Source organism: Spirosoma panaciterrae DSM 21099 (genome assembly GCF_000374025.1).
Taxonomy (GTDB): Bacteria; Bacteroidota; Bacteroidia; order Cytophagales; family Spirosomataceae; genus Spirosoma; species Spirosoma panaciterrae.
This window is the reverse complement of the sequence record NZ_KB893185.1, coordinates 77,665-96,475: the sequence shown is the minus strand read 5'-3', so window position 1 is coordinate 96,475 and position 18,811 is coordinate 77,665. Positions and strand designations below refer to the sequence as shown.

Here is an 18,811-nt window from a genome sequence, read left to right as displayed (position 1 = left end):
ACAATATACATAACTTAAAGTACACGATATTAAATATTAGAAAACAAAGGAGTTATATATATTGATAATAGCCAACATTCCCTATTTTTCGCTCGGTTTTAGACGCTTTGGCCAAATCGCTGAAAAATCGTAAACTCATGGTTTGGTCATGCCAGCTAACTTATTATCGACTCATTTGCCAGCACGTATGCGTATACTCTATTTATTTCTCTTTCTGGGCGTTGCGTTCGTTCTCTATTTAAGCTGGCAGCCCCATTACGACTTTAGGCATCTCTGGTTTATGCCTGCCTGGCTAACACGCTGGACCGATAACCATGCGAACGGAAACATACGGACAGCGGTGCCATTCGTTTTCATGGGCTTTGCCGGAGGTATTTTACCAACATCGCACCCCCAGCCTTTTTACCGCTGGTTTATCATCTGGCTCATTTTGGTTGGTGTTGTCATAGTGGCCGAAGCAGGTCAACTGTTGATTCCAACACGATTTTTTAGTTTTGAAGACATTGGCTGGGGGGCTGTAGGGGCATTTGTCGGACTTTTCTTTGGCGTTATAGTCAGGCTATTACTGAACAAAACTCACCTATTCAATAAATAAACAGCGGCCAGCAGACTCTACTCTGGATTTTTGATCCGAGACATGGAGTATCCAACCTACAGGCTATAAATGCCGCTGCTGGTCCACTCATCTTTTTAATCAATTGAACCCATCAAAATACCACTTCACCTGAGAAGTCAATACGCCATCTGGACGTATCATCTAATTTCGAATCGAAAACAACGAAAACGAATGAATGATGAAGAACCATTTCTGGATAATTGCTCTGGCCATTCTGCCCCTGAGTCTGTCAGCACAAACGAAATCAGCCGTACGTAGGCCAGTTGCCTCAACTTCCCGGTCTGCGGCTACGCGATCGAACAACGGCGTTCATACCGGAACGCTAACGGAGAAGAAAACGGCTACCGCTCCGAAACCAGCCCCTACCCCAGCCACTAGCGAAACCCCGGCTCTAGTGGCTGTTCAGCCTACCCTTTCAGAATCCGTCAGAACAGCGTCGACCCAGCCTATGACAAGGCAACATGAAACGACTGCGCCTGCCCGTCCGACGTATACCCGTCAGAGTAACTTCCATGTGGGTTTACGATTCGGTGGTAATTCAGGTACAATAGGCGGAGCCGATCCAGCATCTGTAGGCCAGGGGGTACAGCTGGCCCGCGTTATGGGATTTCATGGTGGGCTTGTGTTCAACATGGGTGGGCCCACTTTTTCGGTACAACCCGAAGTGCTCTTTAGCCAATATGGCGTCCGTTTTGCGCTGGGTTCCGATTACTTACAACTCAAATACAATATGGTCGAAGTTCCTGTGTTGCTGAAAGTAGCCTTTGGCCAGCCCAAACTGCGCTTCTTCGTCAATGCAGGCCCGGTGGGCACCTACGTCGTAAGTGGAACCATATCGGTTCGGGAGGGCGGTCAAAGTGAAGCACAGGCCATTGATATGAGTGGTGAGGGCCGATTTTTCTATGGTGTAGCTGGTGGGGCCGGTGTGGCGATACAGGCAGGCACAGGCAAAGTACTGCTCGAAGGCCGTTATAACTACCTGATGGCCGATCATGAGGATGGCAGTACCACAAAGCCACAGAATGCCATGCTATCTGTCGGTTATTTATTTCCATTGGGAGGCCGTTAACCAAATGATGGTGCAGCCAATACCCTAACTAACAGATAATCACCAATATTATGTTACTCATTGGTATGATTATTGTCTCTAATATTAACAATTGCAAAGTTTTAACAATAATGTAGTAAAGTAGACATGTAATTCAAAACGCTGATTCTGATAGGGTCAGCGTTTTTTTGTTCATTGAGTAGCTTAAGCGATTCGTAAACAGAAGCTTATCTGATCATTTACGGCTTTAGAAGCCGATAAATCGCCCAAATGGCTCAATGAATACGTGTATGCATATACCAATTCTATAAGATTGTTTTATACGGTTTGGCATGATTCGTGAAGTAATCGGACTACAACTACTCCGCTATGCTTCTGAGCCAAAATTCCATCCGAATTTACGCCTGTATCAGCCAGCCCCTTATCTGCTTCTGGAATGCCAGCGCAGACCAGTTGGATGAAGTCTGCAATGCCTACACCAGCCTATGGTCGTCAGTATCCAGCGAGGCCCAGGCTCGGGATATTTATGATTCGCTCGTAGCCATAGCCCTCACCGACGACAAGCCTTTTCCTATTAGCTGGCTTGCCAGCGAGTTACATTTTGAAGCTTTTGCCGCTACAACGAACGATCGGCAATGGGCGGCATTAATGGAACTGGAACATGGTTCGAAAGCCGTCACGGACACCGAGCTTGACATATACAACGAACGAATCAGTCGGGAACTGTAAAATTTTTCCTTTACCAAGCAGTCGAGCGCAACCCTTTGATCATCAACTACGTATTGACGATAGGAAGTTACACAAAGGTGCTTTCCGAAATGCCAACCTAACCTAATAGGCCCCATCAACCTTGATGGGGCCTATTTCTTGGTAAGTCCGTTTTAACAGGCTTTCATTTTCACATTTGAAAGCCGTTGTTTTGCACTATCGCTGGATCATCAACCGCAGCGTAGTCGGCAATTGCCCGGCAGGTGTAATCTGAATCAGGTATAATCCGTCGGGCAACTGACTGGTATTGAATCGATAGGGCTCAGATGGTGCCACTTCCAGGTGAGTTTGCTGCAGCGCACGCCCCAACAGATCGTTTAGCTGTATGCTGACGGCCTGACCAACCGCAGGCCCAAGGTTAATCAGCACGTAGTCGCGGGCCGGGTTGGGTCGTAGGCTCAGGGTAACTCCTGTTTCAGTAACACCAAGTCGGGCACTGGCCGGGCACGTTGTCTCGATCAGGCTCCACTGCTGGTGTAGTCCTGATCCCAGGGTTTGCTGATTGACGGCTGCTCCCTCGGCTGTACTGGCATTCTGAACAGACATTGCCTTACTGGAGTTGCGATTCACGAAAGTGTAATAGCCATCCGTATTTCGCTGAACAGACCACTGTTGATGGGCTCCTCCCCAGTAGGTCCATTGCTCGACCAGTGCATTATCGGCCGTCGACGAGTTGGCAATCTGCATCCCTTTTTGATTGTGAAGCACCAAGACAGTATAGTAAGCCCCATCTGCGGGAGTAAGCCGCCATTTCTGCCAGAGCTGATCGGCATTGCTAGTCTGTTGCAGTGCCACCCCATCGCTTGGTGATCCAGCCGGAACGTTCAGGATTAACCCACTACTACGCGACTGGATGCGGTAGCACTTCGTAGGGTCGATGCTGGCAGATGAAGTTGTTGAGCTAGGTGGCGTGGTCGTCGTAGAGGAGGGCGGACTAGTAGTACAGGAGCGCTCCTGAATAAGCCACTGCTGGCTGATTGCCCCACTGGGTGTATTCTGAATGATCACTCCCCCCTCGTCGGTATTACCGTTCTGCACCTCAAGTACTTTTCCAGAGTTTCGGCTCGTAATCTGGAAATAGCCGCCTGTATTCCACTGAAGCGCAAAATGCTGATTATAACTCCAGTTGCCATTGAACGTCCATTGCTGAATGCCGGCCCCATTTTCCTGCGATCCATAGATCACATCCATAGCTTTGTTACTATGCAAAGCGCCGATTTTATAGTAACCATCCCCTACCGACTCAAATCGCCAGCCCTGAGCAAGTTGATTGGCGTCGGTTCGCTGGCGAATCGGGGCACCATCGTCCAGAGAGGCCCCTTCTACCCCCAGCACCTTATTGCTGCTCCGGGATACCAGTCGATAGCATTTACTCGCATCCACCACCGAAACAGAGTTTGGCGTTGTCGGTTGACTGGTGTTCAGCGAGATGGTAAATGTCTGGCTGAAACTTCGCACGCCTTTCGAATCGATGACCGTAAGTTTAACCGTAAACGTACTGATAATCCCGGCGCCATGCGGACCCGTTTGTATAGAGAACGTCTTTACCTGATTAGCTCCATATAAGACAGTACCATCACTAATGCTCCACTCATAAGCCAGGTTATCGCCGTCAGGATCATAGGATTTGTCGCCGGTAAGGGTTACACTCAAGGGAGACGCCCCTGTAAGCGAACTCGTTGTAGCCACAGCTACAGGAGGTCGGTTCGGAATAGCCGGTGCCGTGCTAACCTGCACACCACCCGACCAGCCATTGCCTGCACGAGCATAAACCCGAAAGTAATACGTCTGCCCCGGCGTCAGATCACTTACGGAAACAGACGTACCTGTGCCCTGATAAAGTACTTTACCTCCTCCTGACAATACCGACCCTGTCCCTGTAAAGCTTGAGCTGGCGGTATAGTTAGGCTCCAGTGGGCTGTCGGTAAGGGCTGACCCAGCTTTACCGACCACCAGCACTTTGTCGAAGGGCAGTGTCGGATTGGTCCAGTTAAGCTGCACACTACTACTCGTGATTGTGGTAGCTGTCAGACCCGTAACATTGAGTTTTGGAGAATTGCAGTCAGGATATATTTTGACCGAGTCCTGAGCCGATAGACCGCCATTGTTGGTCACTTTCACCGAAATGACATAGTAGACATCCTGCCCATCGCAACCTACAGGTGATAAATCGACAACCGGAGCACTCCCCGATGTCGTTTTCACCAACTGCTCCCGGTTGTTCTGGCGCAGTTTCACCTGCCATATCTGAGAACCGATATTTCCACCCGTTACCGTAGCCCCCAGCGTGTAACTGGTCGATTTGTCGAGGGGATAGCTGGCCCCATTGACGGGATTGGTAATACGAACCGTTGGTATATCCTTCAGTGAAACATAGAACGTCTTAACAGGGCTTTTCAATCCTTTATTGTCGATGACTGTTAGCCGCACGGTGTAGTTGAGTATCAGTCCTACGCCCTGATTTCCGGTCTTTGCCGTAAACACTTTAACAGGATTGGCTTCGTTAGAATAGACACTCCCATCGCCGAAATCCCATTCGTAGGTAATGGGATCACCATCAGGATCATAGGATTTGTTGCCCGTAAAGGTGACACTCAGCGGGGAGGTGCCAGACAGAGAAGTAGCCGTAGCTACCGCTACTGGCGGCTGATTGGTAGTAGGCGTAGTGGTACAGCTACGCTCCTCAATACTCCATTGCTGTTGCTGGCCGGTTGCTACCGGCATCTGATTGATTTGAGCACCCTCGGCCGTACTGGCGTTACGTATGGTCATCGCTTTGCTGGAATTGCGGTTGACAATTGTGTAGTACCCCTCGGAATTTTGTACCAGACGCCACTGCTGATGAGCGCCCCCCCAATAAGTCCATTGCTCCAGTAAAGCCTCATCGGCTGTTGAGGAGTTGGCTACCTGAATGCCTTTCTGGGTCGACAAAACCGTGATGCTGTAATATCCATTTCCAACCGATGTAAATTGCCAGCCCTGGGTGAGTTGATTGGCATCGGTTTGCTGGCGGAGCTGATTGCCGTCACTTTGGCCATTGCCATCGATACCCAGCACTTTACCGCTGAGCCGGGATACCAGTCGGTAGCACTTACCAGATTCTACCGTCGAAACAGAAGCGGGTCCCGACGGATTTGCAACAACTGAAGATAAGCCTGTCGGAAATGGCAGCCCCCATACCATAGATTGGCTTATCCAAAAGCAAAGGAAACTAAGAATGAAGCAATAGCCAGGTGCATATCGCTTTACGACCTGTGTAAACATTGAGCGCATATGGGTTAGATTAAATGGTAGCGCGACGAATCGGTATCGCACTCGCAAATATGCTCCCTTTCAGCGCTTTGCCATTAACCCATTTTAGGCAATCTTTTACTCATTTTAGGCATATAGCGTTTTCGTAACAGTTTATCACAGCATGAAGGTAAAAGAAGTAGCTTTCAGCGGCATTTTTCATTTCATTCAGCCCACCCGGTTAACCAAAAAGCCCCAGAAACACAACCGAAAAACCTACTCATAGGCAGAGGGTAACACTCCAAATCTTTCCTGAAACATGCGGGTGAAATAAGCCAGACTTTCAAAACCTACCTGATGGGCTATTTCTGAGACACTGCCCTGCTTCTGACGCAACCGATCGGCAGCCTGCTCAAGCCGAACCGTACGGACATACTCTACCGCCGTTTGCCCGGTCAGAGCCTTTAGTTTACGAACTAACTGGCTTTGGCTCATATTCATTTCATGGCTAAATGTCTCTACGCCGAAGTTACGATCTGCCAGATGTGCCATTACCCTGGCATGGGCTTTGGCTAGGAATACCGCTTCTTTCTCAGACAGAGCCGGTTCGGGAAGACCGTCGTTTGCCCTACCCGACTCACCACTGTAATATTGCTGCCATTGCGCCTGCTTCTTCAGCAGATTACGGACCCGAGCTTTAAGCTCAGCCGGATTGAAAGGCTTGGTCAGGTAGTCATCAGCCCCTAAGTCAAACCCTTCGATACGGTCTTGTGCTGTTGCTTTAGCTGTCAGCATTACCACTGGAATATGACTGGTCGTTTCCTGATTCTTAAGCAAGCGACAAAACTCAAATCCATCCAGTCTGGGCATTAGCAGATCACAGATAATTAGGTTGGGTAAGCTCATGGTCGCTTTTTCCAGACCATCCTGCCCATCTTCCGCTTCCAGTACCTGATAATCACCTTCGAACACAGTTCGCACATACGCCCGAATAGCTGGATTATCGTCAATGATCAGCAACAAAGTATCCGTTGCAGGAGCCGACAAGAACGTATCTGCCAGCAGGTGGGAATGCTTACCATCCTCCACCGAATTCGATAAGCGCTGGTCAGTAGGCACAGACTGTGACGGATGGGTGATTAAGGGCAAACGAACCGTGAAATGGGTACCAACGCCTTCCTGACTGGAAACAACGATTGTGCCTCCCAGCACCTTGACCAGTTCTTTAACCAGAGAAAGACCAATACCTGTACCTTCATAAAAATGACTGGCCTGATAGAACCGTTTGAAGATAAGAGCGAGATCCGCTGGAGCAATACCAATACCCGTATCCTCTACTTTAATAACCAACTCGGTAGTGCTACCAAGCTGAGGGTAGTCGACCTGTACTCGAATCGGCTTCCCGTCAGGGGTAAACTTGAAAGCGTTTGAGAGCAGATTCGTAACGATTTTTTCGAGCTTATCATGGTCAAAACTGGCCTGAACGTGGGGATATTGCTGGATCAACGAAAACTGAATCTGCCGACGTTGGGCCAGGGCGCTAAATGAGCTGGCCAGCGTACTAAGGAAAACCGCGACATCACCGGGCTGGAGAGTAGCCTTGAGTTGACCTGCTTCCAGCTTACCCAGATCAAGCAACTGGTTGACCAGCCCAAGGAGCCGATTGCTATTTTGTTCCATCAACGTTACTACGGGTTCCGTCAATGGAACTACCTTTTCTGTACGGAATCGCTGTTTCAAATCCGCCAGGGGTGCCAGAATCAACGTGAGTGGGGTGCGAAATTCGTGGGAAATATTGGTAAAGAATTGCGTCTTCAGGGCATCCAGTTCGGCCAACCGATAGGCCTCTCGCTGCTCATAAGCCACTTGCTGTTGCAGCAACCAACGTTGTTTCTGGAAGCGGTATAGCTGCCAGCCGATCAACAACACAACGACCGAATAGAACAGATACGCCCACCAGCTTAGGTAATACGGCGGATGAATCTGAATGTGAAGCCTGACGGGCTGACTCCACCGTTCGCCATCGGCCGACCCTTCAACCTCAAATGTGTAGACGCCAGCAGGTAATTGGGCATAGTTGGCGAAACGATGTGTACCTGACTCAACCCAGCCCGGATCAATACCCTTCAGCCGATAGCGATACTGATTTTTGGCCGGATTTGTGTAATCCATCAGCGCAAATTCCAGTGTGATCAAGTTTTGCGTATGAGACAGATTGAGTTGCCGGGTCTGTTCAATAGTTTCAGGTAAAAGCCCATCTGCCGCTCCTACTGTTGCGACCGTATTATTGATTTTCAGACCAACAATATGCACCCGAGGGGGCGAGTCAGTCGTAGTAGCCATCACCTCTTTGGGGCGAAAGGCGGTCAGCCCATTTACGCCCCCAAAAAGGAGTTCGCCCGATTGGATTTTAAGAAACGATCCGGTATTGAACTCGTCATCTTGCAGCCCATCGGCCTTGGTATACTTACGAAACTTGAGCGTTTGCGGATTAAACTGCGCCAGCCCCCGATTGGTGCTCATCCAGAGGTTATTAAACGCATCGGTCAGAATACCATACACTACTTTATTGGGAAGGCCCTGCGTCTCTGTGAAGTGTCGGAACTGTCCTGTCTGCTTATCGAGTTGGTCTAGACCACCTCCTTTCGTACTTATCCAGAGGTATCTTAAAGGGGCGATGGGATCGTCGATGGAGCTCGATACAAAATCATTGCTCAGGCTTCCAGGAGTAGCACGATCGTTCTTATAGATCGAAAAAGCGGGTGTTGTCTGCGGATGGTCGACTCGGATAAGCCCATTCTGGGTGCCAATCCATCCCGTACCAAGCGTATCGAAATATAAAGAGTAAGTTTCAACTTCGGCGGCCTGTTTACCCAGCCATTTTTGGTACGAGAATACGGCAAATAGGCGAGTGGCCGGATCGAATTTAAGGAGCTTTCCATTGGTGGCCCCGACCCACAAATGCCCAGCCTTGTCTTCCCGTATCTGGTTGCCGTAGTCGCCAAAAGCAGTACCCGTTGGTAAGGTGTATGTGTCAAGCCGTTGCCATTGCTCCGAGAATTTAATCAACTGATGGGTAGACGAATTGCCCTGATTGTCAACCAGCGCTCCCCAGAAAAATCCCTGACGATCCTGCATAAGATACCGCAGTCGGCCATTCGGCCCCAGGTTACCCTTATTCAGAAAAGGACGCCAACGATTGCTGGCCCGATCCAAACGCCCATAGTCGAACTGATTTCGTACATAGATCTGCCCCTGCCGATCCTGAAATAAATAGGATAGTGACGTATTCGACAGATAAGATTGGAACGGTTTGATGTGTGGGTTGAATTTTCGCAGACCGTAGCCCGCCGTACCTACCCAAATGTTGCCGGTCTTATCGACAAGGATTTTGGTGACGGCAAAAATATTGGGGGGCAATCGAGCAAACGCATTACGAGCCGACAAACTATCCTGCGCATAGAACTGGGCAGGTGACATGATCCACAAAAAGTTGGGGGTCGCTACAGCCAGTGTATGGCTGTCAAGCCTGTTCAGATACACATTGAAATTCTCAGTAGGTGGTAAACGAATCGCCTTTCGTTGGGTCTGGTTCCAGCCAACGAGTGTATCATCGCTGAAACCGAACCAGATTTCCGGTTTCTGGCTGTCTGGCGTTGCCTGAAATAGGGTAGCCAAAGCCCCTAACCGATTGATTCGTGAAAAACCCGTCTGTTGCGGTTGTCGCCAATTCAGTGCATACAACTCTTTGGCCATACTTACCATTGCCTGCCCATCGCGATGAAATCCAATACGAGTAGGAGCACTACCCCTATTTACACCATATAATGGAAACGATAACTGGGTGATCTTAACTTCAGAAGTAGCATTGGCCTGCCAGGGGAAACCCGTTTTTAGTGAACCTTCCAGCGTAATTTTTATGAGTTTATTCCGGCTGGTGCCTACCCATATATTCCCGTCGGGATCTTCGGTCAATAAACTAATCTCATAATTCCCCGCATCAGCCGAAGCAGGACCGCTCATATCGATGTGGTAAAATCGCTGTGTCCGGCCATCATACAGATTGAGGCCACTGTTCAATGTACCTATCCACAATCGCCCGTGGCGATCTACCAGTAAGCTCGAACAAGCATTAGACGACAGACTGTACGGATTATAGGTATCGTGCGTGAAAACGGTAAACGTATAACCGTCGTACCGATTCAAACCATCTTTAGTCGCTATCCATATAAACCCTTTATGATCCTGCTTAAGGTCATAAATCATCCCCTGCGACAACCCGTCGGAAATGGTAAGTTCCTGCCAGCCTTTCAGTTGGGCAAAGCTTGAAGAAAGTAAAAGCGAGTATAAAACGACTAGGTAAAGAAGGCGCATCCAGGTATTCGTTCCAGAAAGGTGTGCTAAACTGAATAACTACACACTATAGTTACCAATCAAGCTATCAACTCTGTGTACTGCTAACTAGATTTTAAAGACCCTAAATTTTTTCCAGAAAATTGGATAGCCATACAGCCTCGGCAAACCAGATGGGCTAGTTTAAATAGTCACTTACTCTGGATAAAAGGTGTCGGCAAAACTACATACCAGTATACCAGGATTTAAAGAAAAAGCCACAACCAACTGATGAACAATTGATTGCGGCTTTAAGGTGTGCCGAAGGCGAGACTCGAACTAACTTAATTTCGTTTACCTAGCAACATTAGATAAACGTCCAAAAAACGGCCTATATTAACCAAAATAGTGATCTTTCAGTAATTTAACGAACTAAGATAGATTAAGACAAATTCAATTGAATAAATACATTCTTCCCCCATATCTTCCCCCGTTATAATTATTATTACTTTTGTCCGGTAGTCTAATAAGAGCACCATCATGGCAAGAAAATCTATTTCTCCCGTTACATTTTGGCTAAGAGATAGTCAAGCGCACAAACCAACACCGATTCATTGTTTAGTTTGCTTTGATAATGAGAGATTAAAGTTTTCAATCCCATTTAAAGTCTTACCAGCTCATTGGAATCATGAAAAGTATAGGATTCGTAACGTAGTTGATGCTACAAATAAAGACAGTGCAAATACATTCATGAATAATCTTGAGAGCGCTATTACAAATATTCTAAACGATTTGAGGGCAAAACGTATACCACTAAATAAAGAAACAATAAAACAACAAATAGATATTTATCTAAATCCAGTAGTTGAAACAGGAAAACCAAAGAATTTACTAGATTTTGTGCGATGGTACATTGAAACCTGCCCTACTAGGTTAGTAAGGAGCAAAGGAAACAGAGCAGGTCGAGTTATTTCTCCTAATACAATACGGCGTTATAAAACGACATTGAACGGATTAGAATCTTTTGCTCTTGCTTATACTGATTCATTAGATTTGGACAACATAGATACTAACTTTTACAAAGCATTCACGGAATGGTTGACAGCTAAAAACTATGCTACTAATAATGTCAGCAAATACATTGAAAACTTAAAAGGATTTATGAGTGCAGCCGTTGATGAAGGCTTAACGGCTAACTACGCATTTCGTAAATTCGCTAATATGAGAGAAGATGCTGAAAACATTTATCTTACAGAATTAGAACTGCAACGCATTTACGAGCTTGATTTAAGCAAAATTTCTCGCCTTGAACGAGTAAGAGACTTATTTATTTTTGCAGCATGGACAGGTTTACGATTTTCAGATTTTTCTACTTTACAACCAGAACATATAAAAATAGATAATGATGGGAACAAATACCTTGACCTTAAGCAACAAAAAACTGGAGGTCGTGTACAAATTCCTATTGTCCATGAAGCCGTAATTCAACTATTGGCAAAATATGATAATAGGTTACCTTCCGGCATTTCAAACCAAAAAACCAACGACTACCTTAAGGAAATATGTAAACTAGCAGAAATTGACAGCCGTGAATTAAAACACGTTACAAAAGGAGGGAAACAAGTTGTTAAAACTTCAGATGGATGGGCAAAAGTTTCACCAGGAGTTCTAAAATGGGAGCTAGTAACATCTCACACTGCTAGGCGTTCTTTTGCGACGAACATGTTCAAGCGAGGAATGCCAACCCTTTTAATAATGAAATTAACAGGCCATAGAAAAGAATCTGAGTTTTTAAAATATATAAAAGTCGATGCCCAAGAAACTATGAGCTTAATCCGTTCCTACTTTCAAAAATAATATAGAAATTTTGTAAACAACAAAAGCATAATACAACAAAAAAGAATACAAGTTCTTATAATCTTTTATCAGGCCTAGATCTAAAGTCAACTTCTCTCTGTAAGTTAATAGGTATATCTAAAAAGGTCAAAATCCTTTGACGCTGTTCATGAGTTGTTGGGAACAAGTACAGATAGTTTATCACCATGCGTTGCATTAAATTTAGCGCCAACGGCGCTTTAATAAATTCATTTTTTAAATTTTTCATTTCACTATTTGGAAATGCTTTGAAATGATCAAGTTTTATTGAAAAATCAATTAGTTTTATTGAATTATAATCATAGTTATCAAACACAGCCTTATATGCATTCTCCAAGTTTTCAGTACCAACTGAGTCAGATACTTTCTTTATATAGTTATACGAAATGTGGCAACACATATTAAAAAGTATCCTTTTAGACAAGCTCTTGATCTTTTCAGGAGAAGTTATATTTTTCTCTTCTAAAACATTTTCAATAAATTGAATAAACATTTCAGTATTTTCCTCAATTATAACGAAATATTGATTTAGACTCCTAAGTCCTAAAAGATAAGTTTCTTCAACCAGATTATATATCATCTGATTTGGGATTTTACCATAATTATTCTTTAGAATTTGCCCAAGCACTTCTAAAGTTTTAAAACAAAGATTGATTTTAGATATTTCATCCAAGTTGCTAATATCTTCACCGATATCAGGGACTTGAGAAAGTTCTTCACTAAGACTCGGCTTCTCTACCTCATCAATTTCATCTTGCTTTTCATTTAATTCATCTCTATGCTCATCTACATTTTTAGGTTTATAAACTAATTCAGGGACTTTAACGGCAAGAGATTTAATAGCAGCATTTCCGGTCTCTAGCTGGCATGGTTTAAGCTCACTAAATAATTGTTTAGAATTAACTAGTACCTCATTCAAGAGAAATCTATCTTTCGTATGGTGGGTTAAAAAAAGTAAAATATTTGCAAAATCTGTTTTATAAATTCTTTTACAAATAGCAGAAATTATTTCTTTAATTTCAGGGCTATCAATATTATCCGACAAGTAGTTTGAAACAAAATAGTAGTATATATATAAATATTTAAATTCATATAGCGAGTCAAATTTGGCTATAATTTTTGCATTCGTTACGTTTTCTAGTATTGTATCCAACTTATGAGTTATAGTATAATTTTCTCTATACCTTAAATCAAATTTTTTCAATTCATTATAATCAATATCTCTAGATCTTTTACTAAATAAATAGTAAGCTAACTCACTTAAATAATTATTATAACTTGTTATTTCGTCTTGGCTTTTAAGAATATTACCAAAAGCTCTTTGAATAAGATATTGATAGTAATGGCCAAATGTACTTGCAGTTAAATCCGTTGGATTACCAGCTTCAATAGCTTGAAGGAGTACTAATATAAAAAGCGGATAATTTGGTACTAAATTCTTCCCTGTTACTACCTTAATAATGGATTCAGCCTTATTGAGCTTATATATCCTTTCTTCATCAGTAATTGTTTCTTCAACACCTATTGTTATCCACTTATTCAATAATTTCCCTCTCAATTGATGTCCAAACTCTTTTATTTGATAAACTTTAAAATTTAGGTCTTCATTCAATATACCTTCAGTAATTAAATCTTGTATTATTGAAGTTTCTCCATTAGTAATAATAATATTGTCAAATCTGGATAGTAAATTTGATAACAATCTATTCCTATATTTCTTATTTACAATTATCCTATTGAAATCATCAATTAGTATGACTATCTTGTTTTTATTAATTTGAGAAAACTCATCCTCAGAAATTGGGTTATATTGAGATGAGAAATTCCTATATAGAATTGGAATAAAATCTTCAATATTTGTTGATTTAATAACATTTCCATCTATTATTATTGGAATAAATCCTCTAGAATGTAAGTTGAGGTATGTCATTTTCAACAAACTTGTTTTTCCAATATTCTCAGGTCCAGTAAAAATAATTTTGATATTACTTTTTAAAGACTTTATTAGAGATTCTGAATCTTCTGTAATATTTATTACATCATTTTTAGAATCTTCTAAATAATCTATAACATCTAAACGTGGATAAATATAAATATCGTTTAAGTAAATAGTAGATACATTGGGATGACGTATATTAAAACCAACATCATTGATCAACAATTTGAAATCTTTACTAAGGGTAAATGGGTTTTTTATGTTTTTTATATTTCTGTCATAAGAGCGCCAATTAGCAGTATGAATATTACTCTCATATAATGTCTTATTCCATTTAAAGTTTTCAATTAGAAATTGACTATTATCTAAATCAAAAATAATAGTATTAAAACCACTATTATTAATATCGTAAGAATCTTGCAATACATCCCCTTCGATATAATATGTAATATTTGATTCCATATCAGATATAGAAGCCTTTGCAAACTGGTGTTCATGGCCAGTAAAATACATATCTGATATTTCTTCAACCAAAGTCTTAAATTCTCTCCTATTTTCTGGCATTAACCAATTTAAAGGATGATGAAAGCAACTTAATACTAAGTCCGCTTTCTCTTCCAATAACTTCCCACTTAAATAACTAATGGGAAAATACATATGACCAGGGCTTTCTTTTAATTGTGATATATAAGCAGAATTAAAGCAATTAATAATAATAGTTTTGGAACCCAAATTGAATTTATATACATCTAAGAGCTTATAAGTTTCGATTAATTCATTAATAGGATTTAATCTGTCTGCATAGTTAAAATAATTTTTTTGTGTGCTTGTTAATGCATCTATTATAGTATCGTCAATTCCTTCATCACCTAATTTTTCAATAATACTAATAGCGGCTTCTCTGAGCTTATTCGGTGAAGAGAAATCACAGTCATGATTTCCTGGTATTACAATCGAATCTATTTGTGTCCCAGAATATTCTGCCAAGCGACTTTTAAGTCGTTCTATAAAATCAAAAGCTATTTCAAATTCCCCCGCATTTCCTGAATATGCCGAGTCACCTGTTATTAATAGCACAACTCTATCCATCGAAAGAGCTTTATTTTGCAATGCATGAAAAAGTTTCTCTTCTTTAGCAAGTACTGGATTATTTTCACCCTTAAAGTGGATATCTGATAATTGAGCAAATAAAATACGCATTACTTATATTCGGTTACATAATTAGATATTAACTATTGCTAATTTAATATTAATCAATATATCCAACTATGAATAAGCATATAATTTGCTTAATAAGCAACATTAAAACATTAACATATGAGACAATTCTACTCCAAGTGCATCAGCAATTTCCTTTAAGTAATAGATAGAGGGATTAATTTTACCCTTTTCTAGTCTCTCAATACTCTGTCTGTCTTTAAAACAAGCACGAGCAAGATCGGACTGACTCCAGTTCTTTTCCGAACGAAGCTTCACGATATTACTTCCTAAACCCTTTAAAAAAGAAGATTTATCCATTGCTAGTGGCATGCACTAGCAATTTGAGCTTCATATTTAGGATGGATGTCATCTGATCCGTTGACAACAGCAACTATACTGCCTATCTTGATTCAGATTTAACCATTCTATTACTATGACTAAGCATTTTTATATTTTTGGCCTTACTTTATTTGCCTATTCAACATGCTTTTCACAAGCAAGTAGGTATTTCATGCCAGATACTCTTCCAGAATTTCACATATATTCTCTTCTAACTCCTGATGGTTTTGCAACTGGCATTAAACGTAAGGTAGAGTATATATATAAAGACAACGAGTACATAGTAAATGAAATAAATGGCACATACCAAAATGTTATGTCCACAACTCTCAGACATGTAAAATTTAGTAACCACCAAGTGCTTGTAACTTATTCTAAGAAAAAGAACAGTCTTGGAATGACCGAAGTTAAAAGATTTAATCCTCCAGCTATACTATTAGAAATTCCTAAAGGCAATGAGACTGTAGGATGGGTAAATAAAGAAACAGGTGAAAAGTATACTGCTCGCTATGTAATAATCAATGAGGGTGGCGAAGGAGGATTGCCTAAGAAATACCTTGCAACATATCGACGAGATGGCAATGTGATAGAGGCCCAATATTACAAACTAGGGTTTGGCTTATGGAAAACAGCTATGATTAAGAATGGAGCTTCAACAACACTTTATAGGTTAGGCTATTAATATTTATAAAATCATAAGGTGCGATATAGAGATATCGCACTTTTTTTATCTCTACCAATATGACCAAAAACACCAACTACTAGTCCTGCAGAACCCTTATCCACCATCAAAATCAATTACACAAATTTCTCAAGGCGTTTAATTGCGATTTAAGCATATTTAATAAAATATGCATGACAATATTAATAATTCTCTCAAAAGCTTTTAAATCGCAATTATGAGCGTTTAAAACATAACATACATTTATTTCAATTTTCTTTCAACAATTCATCTGTCCTTAGAAAAATCCATTCAAAAAAAATTTTAAATTTTTTTTTTATAACATGGGCTAGTCTGATAAATTCTTCTTTAAAAACATTTCAACCTCTCTATCAAGTTCTTTAGATATATCATTTAAACCAGTATTAATTTTTTGATACTCTGTTAGCTCTCTTAAGTATCTTAGTAAGTTTTGTTTAGTAGATAAAGGCATTTTATGTGCCTTATAACTCTCAATAATTAATGATTTCATAGGTTCAAGGCCAAAATAGAGAATAGCTTTCATCTCCATCTCCTTTTTGTTACTAAATAAGTCAAGCGCATTTGAATAATCTTTTTCTATATTCAGATATCTATCGTACCATATTTTAGGAAGCAAATTTAAATTAGCCAAAATATATGGTATAGTTAATCTATCTGTTCCAAAGTATTTTTTCATTGGATAGGTCCCCATGATTCTATATTCAATTCTCAATAAATTATCCGGCACACTGCCTAATTTATTAGTAATCAGAGTATTACCTTTTGATTCTAAAGTTTTATTATAAAAAATCATACTCTGTGAGTTATTTCCAATAGTAACACTTTCATTTGAACTTTTTATAACTGACTTTTTCATTCGTTTCCCACCTATAATTTTATTAGTTATTAACCTTGGTGGGAAAGATAGCTTTACATTAATACCAAAGTCAATCCTTTTATGCACTGCTTTAGTCCAATCGACAAGGTCAAATTTAGATATTAATAACTCATAAGCTTTTGCTAACTCTTTATTATTTAGCTGCTGAATATTATTACCAAAATACAGTTTTGTTAGACTTCCCTCAAGATGCAGTTGATTACTAGTAATCCATATTTTAAATCCATCATCCCAACATCTAAATTGGCGAACACTATATTTACTGTTATCGCTAGTCTCTCTATAATAGCAGTCTACAGAATATCTTTCTTTCATAGACTCAATACAGTCTTCTAATTCTTTATGATTATTAAAATCATATAAGAGATGTATAGTATCAATCATTTCAGCTTCAGTTTTTACACTTTTTTTTACTTGTCATAAGAAGATCTTGAAATACATAATATTTCTATTTTCTTTCAACGACGTTTTTAATTGGAGCTGGTGCTTTAATTATCTCTGATCTTTTATATCTAACGTGATTGCCTATACGATACGATTGTAGTATCCCCTTCTTTGTCCAAGACCAAACAGTAACTACACTTATCTTGAGTATTTCTGCTACTTCATGACGTGTAAGAAATATATCTGTATCTATACTGTCTGATTGAACCTTTAGCGCTTTTATTGCACGTTCAATAGTTTGTAACTTATCGAAAAGTATTTTAGAATCAAGTTGCTCAATATGCAGTGTTTTTATTGCGTTCATTGCTGTAGTTTAGTTTACTTCACAGCAAAGCTACAATCAGTATACGGACATTTCAGGACATGTACGGACATTAGCAGACAAGTTACTTTATAATATTGGCTAATAATATATCAAATCGAATTAATATATCTTTACTGTTCTTTTATATACTTTTAAGTATTCATTGTTTGACTATAATTTTAAAATAATTATTGGCTTTAACTAGCATTTCTGCAAATTGATTACTATCATTTTTAAATCTTCCTTCTTTAAGAGCTAATTTTTTATAAAAAGCATTAGCTATCAAATCTCTTGATATGTTTGGTAAATAATCGTACTTTAAAAGTATTTCTATAAAACCACAAACTTGGCCTTTCTGTCTATTAGTTAATACGGTTGTACCTTTATTAGATACTATATTTAAATCTATTAGTGCCTTATCTACTATTTCTTTTTTCGTCTCTTTAGCAAATAATTCATCATATGTTATTTCACTATTATTATCTTCTACACCAATTGGTTTTTTACTATTTTGTCTTTCTATCTTTATTGTTTCTAACAGTTCGGATTCGGTGGATTCAATTGCAGCATTAAATTTTTCGCTTTGCCACTTAGCATATAATATTAGATACTTAATCACTACATCTTCACTCTCAAATATTATATTAATTTGAGAGTTATGTAATGTGTCTAGCCAACAATCTACTATATCTACTTTAATGCCATATTTATTTACTAATGATTCATTATAATTTTCGCAAAGCTTAGCTAGTCGTCGCATTCTACGTATCAATCTTTCATCATTCTTTAATTCTTTTGTAGACTTTCTTCTATTACCATTTATTAATAAATAAGTCCAGTATTTAAAAATCCATTTATCTAAATCATTCTCATTAAAAGCAGTCATATCCCTTGCATAAATTCTTGGACTTCACATTTTAATACCCTGCTTAATAGTAGATTTATTCAGTAAATAATATGCTAATCAGTGATTCTTCCCCCCTTTCTTCCCCCGCATAAAATCAATTAGGGCTTACCTAATTGATTATCAACTAGATAAACCCTAATACTTGTGCCGAAGGCGAGACTCGAACTCGCATGTCCGTAAAGACACACGCCCCTGAAACGTGCGTGTCTACCAATTTCACCACTTCGGCAG

At 40.5% G+C, this 18,811-nt stretch carries 12 protein-coding genes and 1 tRNA gene; 5 read left to right on the top strand and 8 right to left on the bottom strand.

The annotated features are described in order from the left end of the window. Positions 1-187: 187 nt before the first annotated feature. The 3 genes from B153_RS0116355 (at position 188) to B153_RS0116345 (ending at position 2,393) form a co-directional block, all read left to right on the top strand. Positions 188-595 (top strand): VanZ family protein, encoded by a 408-nt coding sequence (locus tag B153_RS0116355; RefSeq protein ID WP_020597809.1) that lies wholly within the window; start codon positions 188-190, stop codon positions 593-595. Between the two features lie 196 nt (positions 596-791). Then, positions 792-1,685, top strand: coding sequence for a porin family protein (locus tag B153_RS36705; RefSeq protein ID WP_020597808.1), 894 nt, complete (start codon positions 792-794; stop codon positions 1,683-1,685). A 348-nt stretch (positions 1,686-2,033) separates the two neighbouring features. Beyond that, positions 2,034-2,393 (top strand): hypothetical protein, encoded by a 360-nt coding sequence (locus tag B153_RS0116345; protein WP_020597807.1) that lies wholly within the window; start codon positions 2,034-2,036, stop codon positions 2,391-2,393. A 195-nt stretch (positions 2,394-2,588) separates the two neighbouring features. Here the strand turns inward: B153_RS0116345 and B153_RS35310 are convergent, their stop codons facing one another. Both B153_RS35310 and B153_RS0116330 read right to left on the bottom strand, forming a co-directional pair. Further along, positions 2,589-5,615, bottom strand: a complete 3,027-nt coding sequence (locus tag B153_RS35310) for an RICIN domain-containing protein (RefSeq protein WP_020597806.1) — start codon at positions 5,613-5,615, stop codon at positions 2,589-2,591. Between the two features lie 324 nt (positions 5,616-5,939). Further along, positions 5,940-10,037, bottom strand: coding sequence for a response regulator (locus B153_RS0116330; protein ID WP_020597804.1), 4,098 nt, complete (start codon positions 10,035-10,037; stop codon positions 5,940-5,942). Positions 10,038-10,535: 498 nt separating this feature from the next. Here B153_RS0116330 and B153_RS0116325 point away from each other — a divergent pair, with 498 nt between their 5' ends. After that, positions 10,536-11,852 (top strand): site-specific integrase, encoded by a 1,317-nt coding sequence (locus tag B153_RS0116325; protein WP_020597803.1) that lies wholly within the window; start codon positions 10,536-10,538, stop codon positions 11,850-11,852. Between the two features lie 55 nt (positions 11,853-11,907). On the opposite strand, the gene B153_RS0116320 is transcribed toward B153_RS0116325, so the two are convergent. Both B153_RS0116320 and B153_RS0116315 read right to left on the bottom strand, forming a co-directional pair. Next, positions 11,908-15,006, bottom strand: a complete 3,099-nt coding sequence (locus B153_RS0116320; RefSeq protein ID WP_020597802.1) for an anti-phage protein — start codon at positions 15,004-15,006, stop codon at positions 11,908-11,910. Positions 15,007-15,108: 102 nt separating this feature from the next. Beyond that, positions 15,109-15,324, bottom strand: a complete 216-nt coding sequence (locus tag B153_RS0116315) for a helix-turn-helix domain-containing protein (RefSeq protein WP_040761572.1) — start codon at positions 15,322-15,324, stop codon at positions 15,109-15,111. Between the two features lie 115 nt (positions 15,325-15,439). On the opposite strand from B153_RS0116315, the gene B153_RS0116310 reads away from it, so the two are divergent. After that, a complete protein-coding gene (locus tag B153_RS0116310; RefSeq protein ID WP_020597800.1) occupies positions 15,440-16,027 on the top strand; it encodes a hypothetical protein in 588 nt (195 codons plus the stop codon). Positions 16,028-16,355: 328 nt separating this feature from the next. Here B153_RS0116310 and B153_RS0116305 read toward each other — a convergent pair whose 3' ends face one another. From B153_RS0116305 to B153_RS0116290, 4 genes are all read right to left on the bottom strand, one after another. Continuing rightward, positions 16,356-17,309 carry a phage/plasmid replication domain-containing protein gene (locus B153_RS0116305; protein ID WP_020597799.1) on the bottom strand — a complete coding sequence of 318 codons (954 nt, stop codon included), beginning with the start codon at positions 17,307-17,309 and terminating at the stop codon, positions 16,356-16,358. 64 nt (positions 17,310-17,373) lie between these two features. Beyond that, complete coding sequence (locus tag B153_RS0116300; RefSeq protein WP_020597798.1) at positions 17,374-17,673, bottom strand: helix-turn-helix domain-containing protein; 300 nt, start codon at positions 17,671-17,673, stop codon at positions 17,374-17,376. A gap of 160 nt (positions 17,674-17,833) precedes the next feature. Beyond that, positions 17,834-18,559 (bottom strand): hypothetical protein, encoded by a 726-nt coding sequence (locus tag B153_RS0116295; RefSeq protein WP_020597797.1) that lies wholly within the window; start codon positions 18,557-18,559, stop codon positions 17,834-17,836. Between the two features lie 166 nt (positions 18,560-18,725). Continuing rightward, positions 18,726-18,809, bottom strand: a tRNA-Leu gene (locus tag B153_RS0116290). Between the last annotated feature and the right edge of the window lie 2 nt (positions 18,810-18,811).